Raw genomic sequence first — 16229 nt, 5'->3', positions numbered from 1 at the left:
CATCATTCTTACCTAACTATGTCGACAGAGATCGATTTTTCCGGACACTACAGCTTCGACGTCCAGGTAACCCATGACGAACTAGGCGAACTCGGGGAGGCAACCCTTAGGTTTGGCGCGGACCACTGGCCACACCTCCATTTCGAAGATTGGCGGACGTATGATCGTTTCCGTGAGGATCAAAAATACGAGCGATTGATCGCGACCACGAAGAAAGGTGACGTCTTCACGCTGTTCGACTGTTCAGTCATCGGATATTCCTTAGCAATTGATTACGTCGTTGCTGGAGAGGTGACCGGAGATTTCAAAGCAATCAGCGTCCGCTTCGATGACATCAACGAATGGTTCATGCCGTTTCGACGCATTGAGGAGAAGATAGATCCGGAGGCAGGAGGCGCAGATAAGCTGAAGCAGATTACCGTATCACTGGAAAATGATGCGCAATCATTCACCCTATCAACCGAAACAGTTGTCAGCATCGACCACAAGGGTGAAGATCACATCATCCACGAGCATGTGCTTTTCAATTTTGAGAGTGCTGACGGATTTTTTTCAGCCAAGGATATAAAGGAAAAGCCACATGAATTGTCAACATTGCTATCAATCTTGACGGCCATCCCCTTAACCATCGTCAACATATTGACCACTTGCAAAGATGGCAAATACCACTACGCCTTCTTCTCAACGTTCAAAAAACAACCTCAGGATGGAAAAAGCCGAGGCTGGTCCGATTACTTTGCCAGGAAATCCCTTTTTGATGGGCGATGGCAGACCGTATTCGAGAACTATTACCGATCTACGTATCGCAAAGTCTCGTGGGTCCGACTGGCCGGGATGCAACGATATGATGGGTTCTGGGAATACAAAGCTCTTGGCTATGTGAGCCTTTTGGACAAGTATGTCGACCAGCGAACGAAGGGCCAGAAAAGAAAGCCGTCGAAAGGCCAAGAACTTAAAGGCACGAAACTGCATACGGCATTGAAGAAGGTCGTGCCGCAGCTATCCGAAGAACAGGAGAGCGCAGTCTTTTCAGCGGTTGCGGAAATTTTTTTAAAGAGCGGGGATTTATCATTCGGCGAACAATATAGACTCGTCCTTGACACCATGGATGAGGATATTCGGTCAATCATAAATCTGACCAATCACGACTTCGATCAGATAAAAAGCATCAGAGATGCGGTTGCTCATGGCGACGCACCTGATTTGATAGAATCCGACTTTGGCCGCATTGGAATAATAGTAAGCAAAATAGCGTTGATGCTAACGTACTGGGCCTTCATAGATTTCGGAATGACCCCCGATGATTTTCTTGGTTGCTTCAAAAACCACAGTCACCTACATCTTCGCGCCAATGTTGATAGAGTGCAACTAGCGAGAGTTACAGAATCGGCCGGATTTTTCAAATTGACCGAAGAGCAATTTGACGAGCTTTCGAAAATCAACGGAATCAAAACCCAGTCATGTTTCCTACGATATCGAGATGGACGAATTGAATATTCATCGCATCACGTTGATGCGCTTAAGGCGTGGTACCGAATGCGAAAAAGCGGCATCATTCCCGTCGCACAAATATTCGGCCAAAGCGAGGAAAAAATTAAATGCTGGGGCGAAGCATTTTTAGAAACCGAAACAAGACGACTAGAGCTGACGCAGGCCTACTTCATCGAGAGCACCTGAAGGTTGTGTGCCAATACGGCAAGCCTGGAAAACCCACGAGAAACGCCCCTCGTTATCAAACATAAATATAGCTACCTGGAGGCCATACCCCGCATGGATTCCGGGTTTTTATGATTTATGCATGTAGGATAACGAATGAATACACATCGATACCATCTCGTAGACGCCCAAGCAAGAAACATGATCGACCTGCGCGATCACGCACCCGAGATCCAGCGAGCATTTCGGTACACCCGGTTCCGTCACTGTGGCCTCAAGGTCTATCCCGACCACTTCGAATTCACCACACCACACCCGCTTACCGCGACAGACTCCCGGCTCATGGGTAAGGCCATCGCCGCCTCAGCGACGTCACTCGCCACTATGGCATTGAAAGTGTACGAAGCAGCGCCAAACATCAAACGGAACGCATCGAGGCAGCTTTTCAAGCGCAGGATCGACGCCCCGTAATAAACCGATCTTCATGGATACATTCTTTTTGTGAGGCTTTGACGAAGCCTTTGCCCTTCTCGCCAGACGAGGGACGCCACATCAACGAGGTATCCATGAATCGATCATCCAGCACCAAGCATTACACCCCATCCCATTCCCCCAAGCCGTCCAGCAGCAGCCTTGCGTCTCTCGGCACATCCTCCGTGATCGAGAACATCAAGCAGACCGCACTCCCCAAGGAAGTGTCGTTCGGCGTGTATTTCAGCTACAAGCGCTGACCCTCACTTTCCCGTCTTTTCCGGCCTTTTCGGCCACTTCCCCTGATTCCCTTTCCTGATGCCCCTTCGCGGTCATCAGGGCCTTTTCACGCCTTTTTCTGGGCCCATTCCCATGACTACGCAAACCCAATCCGCTCATATTCTTCTGCGTTCCGGCGAAGCGCGTAAGGTCGGACAGCGATCGACCGGCGTGATCCGATACGACATCGTGTCGGACAGCGAGCGGACCAAGGTGTTCATCCGCATCACCGGTAACGACGGCGGCGGCTACTTCTCCCGTGAATTCATCGACTTCGACAAGGCCATCGACAGCGTCGCATCGTACAAGGACGGTAGCCCGTTCCCCTCCAAGGTATTCGCTTCCGCATTCGTCGGCAAATCCAGCAACAACGCGGGCTTCCTCGCTGCTGTTCTGCGCGAGGAACAACTCCTGGACGCCGCACCCGGTAGCGACTTTCAGCATGTCATCGCCGGCGAGTGGGCCGACTGGAAGGCCGCCGCACTCCAGCTCGAAGGCACGCCGATCGAGGAACCCAAGCCAGCCGACACCAAACCGGCTGACGCTGCCAATAAAGTCCAAGCAAAACGGAGCAAATCGAAGAAAGACAATGCCGGGGAGACAGCAGAATGACCATGCCGAACCGGGTTCAGTCTATCGACGGGTTGGCGAGCGACGTGAAGCGGCTGCTGATTCCACGAGTTTTATCAGCCGACGTTTATTCGCCCGCTTTCCGTGACGCGCTCGACGCCCCCGAGCAACGCGACCGAAGCATCGGAGATGACGTTTCCGAGACGCTGATCAAATTCTGTATCGAGTACGGCATCCAGCCCGAGAACGTCATTTCGTGTCTTTCTATGATCCGCCTCGGCTGGTGTGTGCTGCACGCAGGCAGTCCGACGTTCATGCTGGGATTCTCAGCCACGCGCGACAGGTTCATCGCGAGCATGGATGCGGATATCCCGGACGAGTGGTGCGACCTGTCCGAATCGAAAGCGACGCTGCTGTTGCTGCTGCTCGCCTCCGAAGTGCAGCGGCTACCGGTACACGCCGACGATTGGGGAGTCATCCGGTTCCGCGATCCGATGCTTCTCGAATTCGAATCACCCGATCAGACGAGCGTCAAGCGCTACCAAGGCTATCTCGCCGGCAAGCGCGACGACCTGGACGAATACGAGCAAAAACTCGCCCAATCGTTCTTCGCGATCCGCGACGCAATGCGTATTTAGCACCTGCCCGCCCTGTCCTACCCGCCCTCCCATCACATCATCTTCTCAATAGGGGATTCAATCATGTCCGCCTCTGCCGAACTGGCTCCGGCTGAACGTCTTGTACTTGAATCGCTAGACGCAAATCAGAGGGAATTCTTCGAGGAAAGAGCCGCCATCATCGAGGAAGGCGACGGCGTAACGCGTGTCGAAGCGGAACGACGCGCTCTTGTGCTGACCTGCCAGTGGTTCGGCCTATCACCACCGAGCTAGCCCCCCGCTCTCCCGTCCGATACTGGGCGGGCAGGGCGGGCGGTCCCACAGTTCTGCTTTTTGTGCGGTCACGCCTCCGCCATCCACACTCACCGACGCCGCGCAGACCGGATATGGCCCAGATCTTCAGCACGAAGCCCCTCAACTCGTCCAACGAAATTCTTCACTTTCCCAACATTTCCAAGGTTTGTTGCAACTCAGCAACACCCCATCAATCTTTTCAGCCTCACGGACTAAAGAATCGCGCGACAAACCGGTCAGGGATGTTCCGGTGGAAGTCCTGGACAAAACCATGTCGCAGTCCTGATTGATCATCGAAAAAAAGCTGAAATTAGACGGATTTAGCCCACTTTTCGACCAATTTCATGATTGACCGGCCCTCTCGGCTCCCCGAGAATTCACTTCACCGATGCAGCGCAACGCATCGAACGAACGACCTTCCCGCACCGGCGGGACCATCGACGGCGGGCCATTCTGCCGCCGTCGCATGGGCTCTTTAAAAATTTGAAAACACACCCCTATGCTTAAGAAATTTTCATTCAGCAAGCGGAATATTGCTGCGCTGTCACACGTCGGCCCAAGCAAAAGTACCGAATGCTCGGACACCCAAGTCGTCGGCCTCAAGATCGAGATCTACCCTTCAGGCCGCAAGACTTGGTTCTTCCGATACACGTTCGACGGTAGGAAGTCGGCAATCCGTATCGGTGAGTACCCAGCAATCGATCTGGATGAAGCACGCTCCACTGCCTTGCAACACCGCGCAGAGGTCGATCGTGGCTTCAACCCGGCCGAAGCACGGCGGATCAAGCGTGATGAGCTAACGTTCAAGGAATTCGCCGAATCGGCGTATATCCCGCACGCGTTGTCTCGTAAGCGCTCTGCCAAGGACGACGTAGCCAAGCTCCGCCTGCACATCTATGCCGTGCTCGGCGACAAGAAACTGTCGGCGATCAGCCGGCAAGAACTTATGACGTATCACGAGAAGATCAAGCAGACGCATTCCCCGGCCTACGCCAATCGTCACCTTGCTCTGATCCGCCGCATGCTCAACCTCGCTGTCGAGTGGGGACACGTCAATGTCAATCCAGCGCAGGGTATCAAGCTCTTCAAGGAAGACAATCATCATGAGACGTTTCTCACACAGGATGAAGCCAAACGCGTCATTGTCGCGATGGCCAATGAACGTAACTCGGTCGCGAGTGCCGCTCTGAAAGTGATGTTGCTCACGGGCGTTCGCCGTCAGGAAGCGCTCTCGGCACGCTGGGACCATGTGAATCTAGAAAAAGGCGTCTGGCTGCTCCCGCATACGAAAGCCGGTAAGCCGCGTCACGTGCAGTTGAGCGCAGCGGCACAGCAAGTCTTCCGGGAGCTTCGCGATAGTGCGCTGGATTCGCCATTCGTGTTTCCGGGCCGTAATGCCGACAAGCCCCTATCCGATCCTCGAAAAGCGCTCCGGCGCATCCTGGACGCTGCTGGCATCGACAAGCCGTTCCGTATCCACGACACCCGACACACGTTTGCATCGCTGCTGGTCGCGAGCGGAATCTCGCTCTACACGGTACAGAAGCTTCTCGGCCATGCACAAATCAGTACAACACAACGGTACTCGCACCTCGCCGATGCAACCCTGCGTGATGGCGTCGAGACAATCGGGCAAATGATCGCCTGATGCACCACCCTCCTCGCCCCGGATTCGGGGCGATTTTTTAGTAATCCTACTTTTTCGGAATCAATCTATTCATGAACAACAGTGACCCAATGCTATCCCTGTCTGCAATCGAGAACATCGAACGTTCCAGCAAGGTTAAAACAACAACACATCCATTCGAGGACATCGTCACGTTTCTCTCTGAGGATGGCCATCCTGTGCTTGACGACAAGATTCAAGCCCCTGCCTTCAACTTTTCTCGATACCAACGGAACCGACGGCGGAAGGATTCAATCGTTGACGTGAGTGCTGCAGTCCTCGACCTTGACAACTTACCCGTCGACAAGCTTGCCCTCGTTCGTCAGTCGATCCAATCCTTCAAGTCACTCTGCCACACGACGTACTCGCACACCTCAAAGGCTCCCAGGCTTCGGATCATCGTGCCATTTCACAGTCCGGTTAGCCCGCCCTCCTACGCCGACTACGTCAGACGGCTCGCACAGTTTTTGGATGTTCAATACGATCCGGTGTCTGAGAACCCCAATACCTTGTATTTCATGCCGTCGCGACCAGAATCGAACCCGGACGATCACTTCATTGATGTCCATGTCGATGCAGAGTTTCTGGATTTCGATACGCTACCGCCAGCGCAGCCTCGTGTCGCTAGCAAGACGTCTGCGGGTACCGATTCGGACGAGCGAAATTACTACGACCTCGCCGCTGAAGCTCAAGCGGCCATGTATAGCAATGGACTCACTTTCGTAAACGGCGAGTTTTACGCATACAGCGGCGGCATCTGGGCACCGGTGTCCGTCTTGGCGATGCAGAAGGCGTTCTCACGCAAGGGCTCCCAGTTGCATGATGTCCTGACCTCGCCCGCGACAATGCGTAGCCTCATAGATGCCTTAAGGGCACATGCTCACCTTGATGAATTTCCTGACGCCACTCCCATGACAGTTTGCGTACTCAACGGCGTGGTAAATCTCAACACCGGGAAGCTCCGCACCCATGCTGCGAACAACTGGCATCGAAACCGCCTCGAAATCGAGTATCGTGAAGATGCAACCTGCCCACGATGGCTAAAGTTTGTCGAGGAAGTTTTCGAACTGGATCAAGACAAGGAGGAAAAGACCCTGTTTTTACAGGAGTTCATGGGATATCTGCTAGTGCCGTCAAACAAACACCAAATCATGCTGTGGTGTATCGGCGAAGGTGCGAACGGGAAGAGTGTCGCCATTGAAGTGATGCAAGCCTTACTAGGCACGGAAAACTACGCCACTGTGCCGCTCCACACCTTCGGCCAAGCGTTTCGAAATGCGGTGCTACTAGGCAAGCTCGCCAATTTTTGCAGCGAAATTTCCGGGACCCATCGCGTGAATGAAGGGGCAATCAAGGAGATCGTCGGCGGTGACGCGGTCTACGCCGAGAAGAAGGGCAAAGATGGCTTCTCGTTCAAACCCTATGCGCGCATCGTGGCGACCGGGAACACGCTGCCTGAACTGAGCGATACGTCAGACGGCTTCTCTCGCCGCCTCGCCATTTTGACGTTTAATCGGCGATTTGCGGAGCACGAGCGAGAACACGACCTCCACGAGAAATTGCTTGATGAACTACCGGGCATCTTCGTTTGGGCAATCCAAGGTCTCCGGCGACTGAACAGAACTGGAAAATTCACTCGCGTCTCGTCCAGCGTGCAAGCCGTCACGGAGTACAAGCTAGATTCGAACCCCGTGGCTCAGTTCATGAACACTGTGGCCACAAAGAGCACCCAGCCCAGTCGAATCAAGACGACTGATCTCTACGAGAGCTATAGCAAGTTCTGCAAGGCCAACGGCTACACCAACGTGAAGTCCGATTCGCAGTTCGGGAACGAACTCAGGCGGATGGGCATCACAGTGCAAAAGAGCGGCAACAATCGTTACTATCGCCCCGTCGAATGGCGCTCGGTCACGCCAACGACCCCACCCGTCAAGAAGGTTTCGCTGGCGGACGAACTGAGCCTCGAAGATGACGAAAAAACGGAATTCAGGGATGTGGAGACGGAGGCGTAACCTGTCAGATACGCAAAAGGGCCTAGCGGCGAAAGCTAGGCCCTTTTTTGCTTCTACTGGCGCCCCAATCTCAGTCTCAAAGCGAGCCGCATGTCAGTGGATCGAGACGTGTCGAATCCGCTGCCGAACATCACCCGTCCGAAGTCGCTCCCCCCACGCCCAGCGCCGCTGGAATTGACATCAACCTGAGATAGATCATGATCGACTCGACTACACGAGCCGCAATTTCGGCGGAACTCTGGGCGCAGCCCCCATATCAGCAGTTCCTGAAACCACAGACAGATTGGTCAGTTGGAAAGTCAGCGCATTGATCTCATCCACGCTGAGACTAAGGCTCTCAGCGATTTCACGGCGTCCCTGCTTTCGGCTTTGCAGAATGTCGAGCACCTTGGTGAGGAGCTGAGAAGTTTCTCTGCCCATCGGCTCTGGCTCGTTCGTGCGATAGCCGCTCTTGGCAATCTCGATGCATAGGCTTCGATAGTTCCATTCACTGACTAGCCCAAGCGAGTTGAATCGAAAGGCCAGCGCTGCCAGCGACACCCCCCAATAGTGCTTCAGCTTCAATAGGTACTTAATGGTGTAGGCGGGAGGCTGGTTTGCCTCCACGCTTTCCTTCGGCATGAGAAAAGCTGAGGCAAATGCATCGGCCTGGCGCTCCATCTCTGGCCCGTGGGGCTGACCATGCTGCATGGTGTAGATGTCCCGCACCAGATGGCCGAGTTCGTGAGCAGCATCGAAGCGGCTGCGCTCGGCAGACTTAACGGTGTTGAGAAAGACGAAGGGCTTACCTTCATACCAAGTGCAAAAGGCATCCACCTCACGGGTTTCTTCTGCCAGAGAAAACACACGAATCCCTTTTGACTCCAGCAGATGGACCATGTTGGGGATGGGGGCATTACCGAGGCCCCATGCTCTTCGCAGGGTAGCAGCAGCTTCCTCTGGGCTCAGATCGGACAAGTCCGGCAGATCAGCTTGGGGCAGGCTGAAGCGGTCTTCGATCCACTGATTGACTTTGAAGGCAATCGCGCCAGCCGCAAACGCACATGCCTTCATACCGTCCGTCATTTTTGAGAGCTTGCGAAAACTCGCCGCATGCTCTTTGATTTCTGGCATGTCTTCGTCAATGAAAAAAAACTGCTGAGGAAATTTCAGCAGCTTTGCGATACGGGCCAGAAGTTCCAGGTCGGGAGCCGATGCACCAGTCTCATAGTTCTGTAGGCTACGGCTGGTGACACCCAACTCCTTGGCTAATTGCGCCTTGGTCAAGCGCCTTCTTACCCTGGCAAATGTGATTTGCTTGGGGTTAATTTCGGACATGATCAACTACTCAAAACGTACCTGTCTTCGGCTCGACTTCCACCATGGCGGGCGCGTTAGGTACGTCCTTGCGAATAGTGAAGTCAGCCGGGTTGTTGGGGATGCTGCCCAGAATCAAGCGAACACCCCAATCAGTGATTTTCTTGTTGTTGAATCCTGTCGGCAAAGACAGCTCGAAACGAACCTCGTTCAATGCCTTGTCGTAGTGGTACAGCAGAGCCCAAACCTGAGTTTCCTTCTGCTTTTCTTTTGCAAGCATGAACGAGTCACGGTTGAAGAGCTCCAACTGACTGTTCTGCTGGACAAAGCCCTCCGCCACGGCCCCCTTCTCGGCTTGGTTCGTGGGATCCTCAATGCCATTCTTCCCCGTTTCACCGTTACCAGTCATCACCACGATGGAGATGGAACGATCGGGCGCACTGATGAAAGGACAGTTCTGCTGCTCGTGGATATGCCATTGGAGCGCCGCGAGCAAAGTACGCAGATCTTCAACAGTTTTCAGCCACTGCTGCACGCCTGCTGCCGTCGGAGCCGATGCACGCGTGACCTCGTTGCGTCCTCCCAGACCGCCCCTGACGGCATCCTTGAAGAGAATGGTGTTCAAGTCAGGATGCAATGCCTGCAGCCGTGCTTCCACCAACGCCGGATCATCAACAATCGTGGCACGGCGAACAAAGGCATTGGCGGCTGTCAGTTCAAAGTTGCGCATAGAGGCTCCTCTCACGTTTCCGGAAAGTGTACCTCAAATTGAGGTCAATAAAGCGGAAAAACGAGTCCGCGAGTGACGGATGCTCCCCCGGAAGCGATCAGCCAAGAAAATGCATCGAGCGGACTGTTTCCGGCCGATCCCAGCCCCCGGCACTTGATGTAGCACCTCTCACCCGTTCGGTATCTGGTCGAGCGGCACATCGCCTGCCTCACGAAAAACTATGCATCCGGCGGTTTTCGCCTATTGATCCTTCCGATAACCAGCAGAGCTAAGCCCCTATCCGATCCTCGAAAAGCGCTCCGGCGCATCCTGGACGCTGCTGGCATCGACAAGCCGTTCCGTATCCACGACACCCGACACACGTTTGCATCGCTGCTGGTCGCGAGCGGAATCTCGCTCTACACGGTACAGAAACAGCATAAGCAACGAGGGACAAGGGACGAAGACGCCTTGGCTGCTACTTCTTGGCATGCCTGCCGGTTCTAAGCGCCTGTAGGCACCGGGAACACGCCACACGTTACAAGGAAAGTGATATGCCGATGTTAATCCAGCACATTGATGCAATTGCGCGCGCCATGAAGCGCGATGTCGTGTTTGCAACCTTTCCTGCATGCGGACTATCCCCGGAAGGGGAGACAAACGACTGGGAGAACTACGAACCACGCGAAGAACTCATTGCGTGGCTGGACGAAAACGGGATCAGTTGGATGCCGTGCGCATTCTTTGCGGATGAACGAACGCTGATCTTCCCGTATGACGGTCGAATCTACATTGACGTTCCGTACGATCTGCTAGACAGGAGCTATCAGAAGGTCTCAGCACACCTGGAAAATCCGGACGGCACACCCAGAATTGTTGGGGTAAGGTTCTGGTACGTGCCGATCGACATGGCGATGAAGAACAAACACCACGACGATCCCGGCTACTGGGAGAAGCGCGCGGAAGAGTGGTAACTCCATCGCTACATTGCCCGATGAACTGGGCATCAACGACGATGAACCAGCATAAGCAACGGGGCGATGACGCAGTGGCATCCCTCCGTACCGTCCATCCGGGCCGTGGCCGGTCTGGCAGCGCATCGCCAGCGCCGCCGCACGACATGCACCGAACTGACTTGTCCTATCGATCCTTCGGATATCCGGCCGAGCTCCCGGCCATCGTCCGGTCTTTTGCCGGTCTTCCCGGCCACCGCATAGCGTATTTTTACGCCACCTGACCAAGCCCCTGTCATTGATCGGGCCAGCATATCCAGCGCAGCGACGTGCAACCCGCTTACATACGGACTTCCACCGCCTGCCAAGGTGTGAACCTTAGCCCCCTATATTTCCTTGCTTTAATCTGCCCCTTATTTTTGCCTTACGTTCTCTTAATCCGTAGGTCGAGTGTTCGAGTCACTCACGCCCCACCAGGAATTCCGAAGCCCGGTTAGCGAAAGCTAACCGGGCTTTTTCCTTTTCCGCCGTCGCACGCGCAGCGCGCGCCCTGTCGCAGTACGCCACCACACGCCCGCTCCGCATCGTTTCCGCTAGAATCGTCCGACAAATATCACACGACCGGCGCAGGCACTGCCGTTTGCCCGCCGGCACTGAGAGAACATGGGACGTCAGACATGGAAGCATGTAACCGAGACGCGACCATTCAGAGGGCCTGGTTGCGCCGATATCGGCGAGTCCGTCGGGACACGCCGTTCCCAAGATCACACCGGCATCCGCAGTGCGACGCACGAACCGGATCCGGCCATGCCGGGTAAGGACGCGCTCGTCGCGCTGGCGCTCGGCGTCGTACTGCTCGTACTGGCAGGCGTAATCGCCGTCACGGCCGGCCAGGCGACCGGCCACCTCGTGCGCACGCCGGGCACGGTCGTCCGTATCGTGCAGGACAGCGACGCGATGCGCGCGTACCGGCCGATCGTCGCGTATCTCGCGAACGACGGCCAGCGCCGCGAGGTCGCCGGCAATACCGCGTCGACCATCCCCGCCTACGACATCGGCGAGAACGTCGACGTCCTGCTCGATCCCGTCCATCCCGAGCGCCCCGCGCTGATCGACGATTTCGCGCAACGCTGGTTTCCGGCGGCGGTGGCGGCGCTGCTCGCCGTCGCGTCGTTCGCGATCGGCGCCCTGCTGATCGCCGGCAAGCGCCACCGCATGCAATCCGATGCGCCGCCCACCCGCGCCGAGCGCAAGCAGGCGCGACGCCGCTGGGATATCGCGATCGTGCTGATTCCGATCACGATCGGCACGGGCTTCATTGCGGGTGCCGGTGCGGCCGGCCTGCGTCAGTGGCAGATCGCCCACCACTACGCGCGCTCGACCGGCCACGTCGTCGAGATCGCAAAAAATGCACGGTCAGCCCGCTCGCGCACGTCGCTGTATTCGGCGATCGTCGCCTTCACGACCGACAGCGGACGCCAGATCACGTTCGCCCAGGGCGCGGCGGCGTCGCATCCGGGCCTGCAGGAAGGCGAAGCGGTCAACGTGCTGTACGACCCCGTCACCCCCGAGCGCGCGGTCGTCGACCGCTTCTGGGATCGCTGGGGCCTCACAGCCATCCTGCTCGCAATCGGGGCGCCGTTCCTCGCGGCCGGGCTGTTCGTCGCCGCGACGCTGTGGCCGGACCATCGGTCGCACGAAGTCGCCCCATGACGCTCGCGCGCCGGCCGCGCATCGCCTGCCACGACAACCGGTACGGCGCGCGCGTCACCGCTCCCTGAACGCCTCCACCTTCGCGCGGTTCCCGCACGTGCGCATGTCGCACCAGCGGCGCCCGACGCCACGGCCGCGATCGACGAAGAACCACGTGCACCGGCCGCACTGCCTCACCCGCGCGAAATCGTCGCTGCGCAGCAGTTGCTCGAAGCCGAGTGCAGCCGCGTCGACCCAGCGCGACGCGGCGCGCGCGTCCGGCCGCCACGCGAACCGGCCGTCGACCGCCTCGAACGCGCTGCGCCCGATCGCCTCGCGAATCGCGACGGCGAGCCGGTCCGCCGCGCGCGCGCCGGCCGTGCCGCCGCCTCCGGCCGTCAGGTGCGAGATCGCCGTGTAGGCATCCTCGCGAAAGCGATGCAGCGCCGCCAGCGCGTCCGCGTCGTCCTGCCGCGCATGACGCAGCAGCCGCGCCAGATCGGCCGGCGCCAGCAGCCCCGATCGCTCCGCCCACGCGTGCACGGCCGGCCAGTCGACGAGCTTGTCCGCGTCGCGCGTCTTGCCCGTATCGGCCACCGTGTTGAGGAAATCGAGCGACGGATGGCCGCCGACGAAATCGCCTGAACCCCATGCGTGCGCGGCCCGCGCGGGCTCGTGTCGAGTAACCATTTATTTTCACCTATCGGTTTCACACCCGGACAATCGAGAGTAACCTGTTAACAACCAAAACAGGTTAGCACGGAGATGCCGATGCTCGAACTCGCCAATCACTTCATTTTCGAAGGCCACCGGATTGCCTGGGGAACGATCGGCGAAGGCCCGCCGCTCGTGCTCGTGCACGGCACGCCGTTTTCGTCGCAGGTGTGGCGCCGGATCGCACCGTGGCTCGCGCGGCGTCATCGCGTGTTCTTCTACGACCTGCTCGGTTACGGTCAGTCCGACATGCCGGACGCGGACGTGTCGCTCGGCCGCCAGAACCGGCTGTTCGGCGCGCTGCTCGACGAGTGGAACATCTCACGCCCCCGCGTACTTGCTCACGACTACGGCGGCGCAACCGTGCTGCGCGCGCACTTCCTCGACGGCGTCGCCTACGCGGATCTCACGCTCGTGAATCCGGTCGCAATCGCACCGCAGGGTTCGCCGTTCGTGCGTCATGTCGCGCAGCACGAAGCCGCATTCACCGGACTGCCTGCGTATGCGCATCACGCGCTCGTGTCGGTGTATCTCGGCAATGCCGTCGCGCGGCCGCTGAGCGACGACGCGCTGTCGATCTACCGCGCACCGTGGCTCACGCCCGACGGTCAGGCCGCCTTCTATCGCCAGATCGCGCAGATGCGCCAGCGCTACATCGAGGAAGCCGAGGCGCGTTACGCGCCGCCGGACTTTCCGGTGCGTATCGTGTGGGGCGAGGACGACGCGTGGATTCCGCTCGAACAGGGGCAGGCGCTCGCCGATCGCATCGCGAACGGCCGGCTGATCAGGGTGCCGCGCGCGGGCCACCTGGTGCAGGAAGATGCGCCGGAGGCGATCGTCGCGGCGGTGCTCGACGCATCCGGGCAAGATTGACGCCCGCTGTCGCGCATGTCGCATGTCGCGTGCCGCGTCAGAACACCGGCACGCCCTGCGCGAGCGTCGAGATGAACTTCGCGGTGCGCGGATCGCGCGGGTCGCCGAACAGGTCGCGCGACGCACCGGCTTCGACGATACGGCCTTCCGCGAGAAACACCGCGTCGTGTGCAATCGACGCGGCCAGGCGCAGGTCGTGCGTCGCCATCAGCATCGTCGTGCCTTCCCGTGCGAGCTGGCGCAGCACCTCGACCACTTCCACGGACAGTTCCGGATCGAGCGCCGACGTCGGCTCGTCGCACAACAGCACCTGCGGCGACGGCGCGAGCGCACGCGCGATCGCGACGCGTTGCTGCTGGCCGCCCGACAGCGTGCCGGGCCACGCGTCGGCCTTGTCCGCGATGCCGACCTTCTCGAGCAGCGCGAGCGCGCGTTCGCGGGCTCGCCCGCGCGGCCAGCGCTGCACGGTGACGAGCCCTTCCATCACGTTCTGCACGACACTCAGGTGCGGAAACAACTGGAAGTTCTGGAACACCATGCCGGTCTGGCGGCGCACCGCGAACACGGCGTCGCGCGCCGGCCGCTGCGCCGGCGAAAACTCGATGCGGGCGTCGCCGACCGTCAGCGTGCCCGCCTCGGGCACCTCGAGCAGGTTCACGCAACGCAGCAGCGTGCTCTTGCCGCTGCCGGACGGCCCGATCAGCGCCGTCACGCTGCCGGGCTGCAATGCGAGGTCGATTCCCTGCAGCACACGATGCGTGCCGAACGACTTGTCGATGCGTTCGAGCCTGATCATCGCAGTTCCGCCTGGAACAGCGCATGACGGCCGAAGCGGATTTCGAGGCGACGCTGCAGCGTGGACAGCACCGAACTGAGCAGCAGATAGACCAGCGCGGCTTCCGTATAGAGAATCATCGGCTCGTAGGTCACGGCCGCGATCCGCTGCGCGGCCTGGAAGATTTCCGGCACGGTCAGCACGGCCGCGAGCGACGTGTCCTTCACGAGCGAAATGAATGAATTCGACAGCGCCGGCAGCGCAACGCGCGCGGCCTGCGGCAGGATCGCGCGGCGCAGCGCCTGCGGGCGCGTCATCGCCATCGAGTACGCGGCTTCCCACTGCCCCTTCGGAATCGATTCGATCACGCCGCGGATCACCTCGGCGTTGTACGCGCCGACGTTCAGCGAGAAGCCAATCACCGCGGCCGTCAGCGGATCGAGCACGATGCCGACGCTCGGCAAACCGTAGAAGATCACGAACAGCTGCACGAGCAGCGGCGAACCGCGAAACAGCCAGATGTAGAAACGCACGGCGGCCTGCGCCCAGCGCGGCCCGAACAGCCGCGTGAGCGCCGCGCCGAAGGCGAGCAACAGGCCGATCGCGAACGACGCGAGCGTGAGCGGTACCGTAAACACGAGCCCCGCGACGAGCAGGGGCCGCAGCGATTCCGCCATCAGGTGAAGCCAGGCCGGCATCGTTCAGCCTCGCGTCACGGTTGCGACACGTCGCGGCCGAAATACTTCTGCGAGATCTTCGCGTAGGTGCCGTCGGCCTTGATGTCCGCGAGCGCCTTGTCGATCGCGGCCACCAGCGCGGGGCTGCCCTTGCGCAGCAGCACGCCCGATGCGTCGCTCGCGCCGCCCGTGTCGGTCGCCGCGATCTTCAGTTTCGCGTCCGGCTTGTGCTTGCGGAAATCGAGGTACGACAGCGAATCGTTGATCGTCGCATCGACGCGCCCCGAGCTCAGCAGGTCGATCGATTCGTTGAAGCCCTGCACGGGCACGACGTCCGCGCCGTGCGCGGCCGCGAGCTTGCCGAAATTGCTGGTCAGCGTGTTCGCGGATTTCTTGCCCTTGAGGTCGTCGAACGAGCGGATCGTCGTGTTGTCGGCGCGCACGATCAGCACCGCGCGCGACGTGATGTACGGCGTCGAGAAATCGTATTTCGCCTTGCGCGCGTCGGTGATCGACACTTCGTTGACGACCGCGTCGTAGCGGTTCACGTCGAGGCCGGCGATCAGCCCGTCCCACTTGCCTTCGACGAACTGCGGCTTCACGCCGAGGCGCTGCGCGATCGCGGTCGCGATGTCGACGTCGAAGCCCGTCAGCTTGCCGGTTTCGTCGTGGTACGTGAACGGCGCGTACGTGCCTTCGGTACCGACCCGGAACACGCCGGACGACTTGATCTGCGACAGGTCGTCGGCAGCCAGTGCGCTCGTGACCGAAACGGCCTGCAGCATGGCGACGACCAGGATGGAGCGAAGGAATTTCATGGTGCGGACCCCGAATGATTGGAGGGAATGATCCCGCGGCACACGCATGCCGTTCGAGAGGTCCGCGAATTCTACCGACGCGTCGATGCGCGGCAAAAACGCAAATCGGCTATCGATATGAGCCGATAGAATAACGCGCGCACCGGCCGCGAAACCG

Annotated in this window: 17 protein-coding genes; 11 read left to right on the top strand and 6 right to left on the bottom strand. The window is 58.7% G+C overall.

The features are described from left to right. Positions 1-18 precede the first annotated feature (18 nt). The 7 genes from LGM56_RS34150 to LGM56_RS34120 all read left to right on the top strand — a co-directional run bounded on the left by LGM56_RS34150 (position 19) and on the right by LGM56_RS34120 (position 7565). Positions 19-1677, top strand: a complete 1659-nt coding sequence (locus tag LGM56_RS34150; RefSeq protein WP_226207985.1) for a HEPN domain-containing protein — start codon at positions 19-21, stop codon at positions 1675-1677. A gap of 180 nt (positions 1678-1857) precedes the next feature. Then, positions 1858-2127 (top strand): hypothetical protein, encoded by a 270-nt coding sequence (locus LGM56_RS34145; protein ID WP_226207984.1) that lies wholly within the window; start codon positions 1858-1860, stop codon positions 2125-2127. Positions 2128-2222: 95 nt separating this feature from the next. Beyond that, entirely contained in the window at positions 2223-2387 is a 165-nt protein-coding gene (locus tag LGM56_RS34140; RefSeq protein WP_226207983.1) for a hypothetical protein, read from the top strand. A gap of 112 nt (positions 2388-2499) precedes the next feature. Beyond that, positions 2500-3018, top strand: coding sequence for a hypothetical protein (locus tag LGM56_RS34135; RefSeq protein WP_226207982.1), 519 nt, complete (start codon positions 2500-2502; stop codon positions 3016-3018). Next, positions 3015-3614 carry a hypothetical protein gene (locus tag LGM56_RS34130; RefSeq protein WP_226207981.1) on the top strand — a complete coding sequence of 200 codons (600 nt, stop codon included), beginning with the start codon at positions 3015-3017 and terminating at the stop codon, positions 3612-3614. Before LGM56_RS34135 ends, LGM56_RS34130 begins: the two co-directional genes overlap by 4 nt. 772 nt (positions 3615-4386) lie before the next feature. After that, on the top strand, positions 4387-5535 hold the full coding sequence (locus LGM56_RS34125) for a tyrosine-type recombinase/integrase (RefSeq protein ID WP_226207980.1): 1149 nt from the start codon (positions 4387-4389) through the stop codon (positions 5533-5535). A 71-nt stretch (positions 5536-5606) separates the two neighbouring features. Next, on the top strand, positions 5607-7565 hold the full coding sequence (locus tag LGM56_RS34120) for a phage/plasmid primase, P4 family (RefSeq protein WP_226207979.1): 1959 nt from the start codon (positions 5607-5609) through the stop codon (positions 7563-7565). A 210-nt stretch (positions 7566-7775) separates the two neighbouring features. On the opposite strand, the gene LGM56_RS34115 is transcribed toward LGM56_RS34120, so the two are convergent. Then, complete coding sequence (locus tag LGM56_RS34115; protein ID WP_226207978.1) at positions 7776-8882, bottom strand: XRE family transcriptional regulator; 1107 nt, start codon at positions 8880-8882, stop codon at positions 7776-7778. A 10-nt stretch (positions 8883-8892) separates the two neighbouring features. Beyond that, complete coding sequence (locus LGM56_RS34110; RefSeq protein WP_226207977.1) at positions 8893-9591, bottom strand: hypothetical protein; 699 nt, start codon at positions 9589-9591, stop codon at positions 8893-8895. Between the two features lie 243 nt (positions 9592-9834). On the opposite strand from LGM56_RS34110, the gene LGM56_RS36895 reads away from it, so the two are divergent. From LGM56_RS36895 to LGM56_RS34095, 3 genes are all read left to right on the top strand, one after another. Further along, on the top strand, positions 9835-10077 hold the full coding sequence (locus tag LGM56_RS36895; protein WP_264171067.1) for a tyrosine-type recombinase/integrase: 243 nt from the start codon (positions 9835-9837) through the stop codon (positions 10075-10077). Positions 10078-10124: 47 nt separating this feature from the next. Continuing rightward, the gene (locus LGM56_RS34100) at positions 10125-10544 is read left to right on the top strand and encodes a hypothetical protein (RefSeq protein WP_226207976.1); all 420 of its coding nucleotides are present in this window, start codon (positions 10125-10127) and stop codon (positions 10542-10544) included. A 642-nt stretch (positions 10545-11186) separates the two neighbouring features. Beyond that, the gene (locus tag LGM56_RS34095; protein ID WP_089495857.1) at positions 11187-12236 is read left to right on the top strand and encodes a DUF3592 domain-containing protein; all 1050 of its coding nucleotides are present in this window, start codon (positions 11187-11189) and stop codon (positions 12234-12236) included. A 54-nt stretch (positions 12237-12290) separates the two neighbouring features. On the opposite strand, the gene LGM56_RS34090 is transcribed toward LGM56_RS34095, so the two are convergent. Then, positions 12291-12905 (bottom strand): CGNR zinc finger domain-containing protein, encoded by a 615-nt coding sequence (locus LGM56_RS34090; RefSeq protein WP_226207975.1) that lies wholly within the window; start codon positions 12903-12905, stop codon positions 12291-12293. An 81-nt stretch (positions 12906-12986) separates the two neighbouring features. On the opposite strand from LGM56_RS34090, the gene LGM56_RS34085 reads away from it, so the two are divergent. After that, the gene (locus LGM56_RS34085) at positions 12987-13802 is read left to right on the top strand and encodes an alpha/beta fold hydrolase (RefSeq protein WP_226207974.1); all 816 of its coding nucleotides are present in this window, start codon (positions 12987-12989) and stop codon (positions 13800-13802) included. A 37-nt stretch (positions 13803-13839) separates the two neighbouring features. Here the strand turns inward: LGM56_RS34085 and LGM56_RS34080 are convergent, their stop codons facing one another. Genes LGM56_RS34080 through LGM56_RS34070 form a run of 3 tightly spaced genes read right to left on the bottom strand, consistent with a single transcriptional unit; the run spans position 13840 to position 16072 of the window. Then, a complete protein-coding gene (locus LGM56_RS34080) occupies positions 13840-14598 on the bottom strand; it encodes an amino acid ABC transporter ATP-binding protein (protein ID WP_226207973.1) in 759 nt (252 codons plus the stop codon). Further along, complete coding sequence (locus LGM56_RS34075; protein WP_089426605.1) at positions 14595-15275, bottom strand: amino acid ABC transporter permease; 681 nt, start codon at positions 15273-15275, stop codon at positions 14595-14597. The genes LGM56_RS34080 and LGM56_RS34075 overlap by 4 nt, the downstream gene beginning before the upstream one ends. A 14-nt stretch (positions 15276-15289) precedes the next feature. Then, a complete protein-coding gene (locus LGM56_RS34070) occupies positions 15290-16072 on the bottom strand; it encodes an amino acid ABC transporter substrate-binding protein (protein WP_043185191.1) in 783 nt (260 codons plus the stop codon). Between the last annotated feature and the right edge of the window lie 157 nt (positions 16073-16229).

Source organism: Burkholderia sp. AU38729 (genome assembly GCF_020419725.1).
Classification (GTDB): domain Bacteria; phylum Pseudomonadota; class Gammaproteobacteria; order Burkholderiales; family Burkholderiaceae; genus Burkholderia.
This window is presented reverse-complemented; position numbering and strand designations above follow the sequence as displayed.

What these genes read in the sequence shown, in the direction of transcription:
- LGM56_RS34150 (WP_226207985.1), top strand. Translation starts at nt 19, where the DNA reads ATGTCGACAGAGATCGATTTTTCCGGACACTACAGCTTCGACGTCCAG.
- LGM56_RS34145 (WP_226207984.1), top strand. Translation starts at nt 1,858, where the DNA reads ATGATCGACCTGCGCGATCACGCACCCGAGATCCAGCGAGCATTTCGG.
- LGM56_RS34140 (WP_226207983.1), top strand. Translation starts at nt 2,223, where the DNA reads ATGAATCGATCATCCAGCACCAAGCATTACACCCCATCCCATTCCCCC.
- LGM56_RS34135 (WP_226207982.1), top strand. Translation starts at nt 2,500, where the DNA reads ATGACTACGCAAACCCAATCCGCTCATATTCTTCTGCGTTCCGGCGAA.
- LGM56_RS34130 (WP_226207981.1), top strand. Translation starts at nt 3,015, where the DNA reads ATGACCATGCCGAACCGGGTTCAGTCTATCGACGGGTTGGCGAGCGAC.
- LGM56_RS34125 (WP_226207980.1), top strand. Translation starts at nt 4,387, where the DNA reads ATGCTTAAGAAATTTTCATTCAGCAAGCGGAATATTGCTGCGCTGTCA.
- LGM56_RS34120 (WP_226207979.1), top strand. Translation starts at nt 5,607, where the DNA reads ATGAACAACAGTGACCCAATGCTATCCCTGTCTGCAATCGAGAACATC.
- LGM56_RS34115 (WP_226207978.1), bottom strand. Translation starts at nt 8,882, where the DNA reads ATGTCCGAAATTAACCCCAAGCAAATCACATTTGCCAGGGTAAGAAGG.
- LGM56_RS34110 (WP_226207977.1), bottom strand. Translation starts at nt 9,591, where the DNA reads ATGCGCAACTTTGAACTGACAGCCGCCAATGCCTTTGTTCGCCGTGCC.
- LGM56_RS34100 (WP_226207976.1), top strand. Translation starts at nt 10,125, where the DNA reads ATGCCGATGTTAATCCAGCACATTGATGCAATTGCGCGCGCCATGAAG.
- LGM56_RS34095 (WP_089495857.1), top strand. Translation starts at nt 11,187, where the DNA reads ATGGGACGTCAGACATGGAAGCATGTAACCGAGACGCGACCATTCAGA.
- LGM56_RS34090 (WP_226207975.1), bottom strand. Translation starts at nt 12,905, where the DNA reads ATGGTTACTCGACACGAGCCCGCGCGGGCCGCGCACGCATGGGGTTCA.
- LGM56_RS34085 (WP_226207974.1), top strand. Translation starts at nt 12,987, where the DNA reads ATGCTCGAACTCGCCAATCACTTCATTTTCGAAGGCCACCGGATTGCC.
- LGM56_RS34080 (WP_226207973.1), bottom strand. Translation starts at nt 14,598, where the DNA reads ATGATCAGGCTCGAACGCATCGACAAGTCGTTCGGCACGCATCGTGTG.
- LGM56_RS34075 (WP_089426605.1), bottom strand. Translation starts at nt 15,275, where the DNA reads ATGCCGGCCTGGCTTCACCTGATGGCGGAATCGCTGCGGCCCCTGCTC.
- LGM56_RS34070 (WP_043185191.1), bottom strand. Translation starts at nt 16,072, where the DNA reads ATGAAATTCCTTCGCTCCATCCTGGTCGTCGCCATGCTGCAGGCCGTT.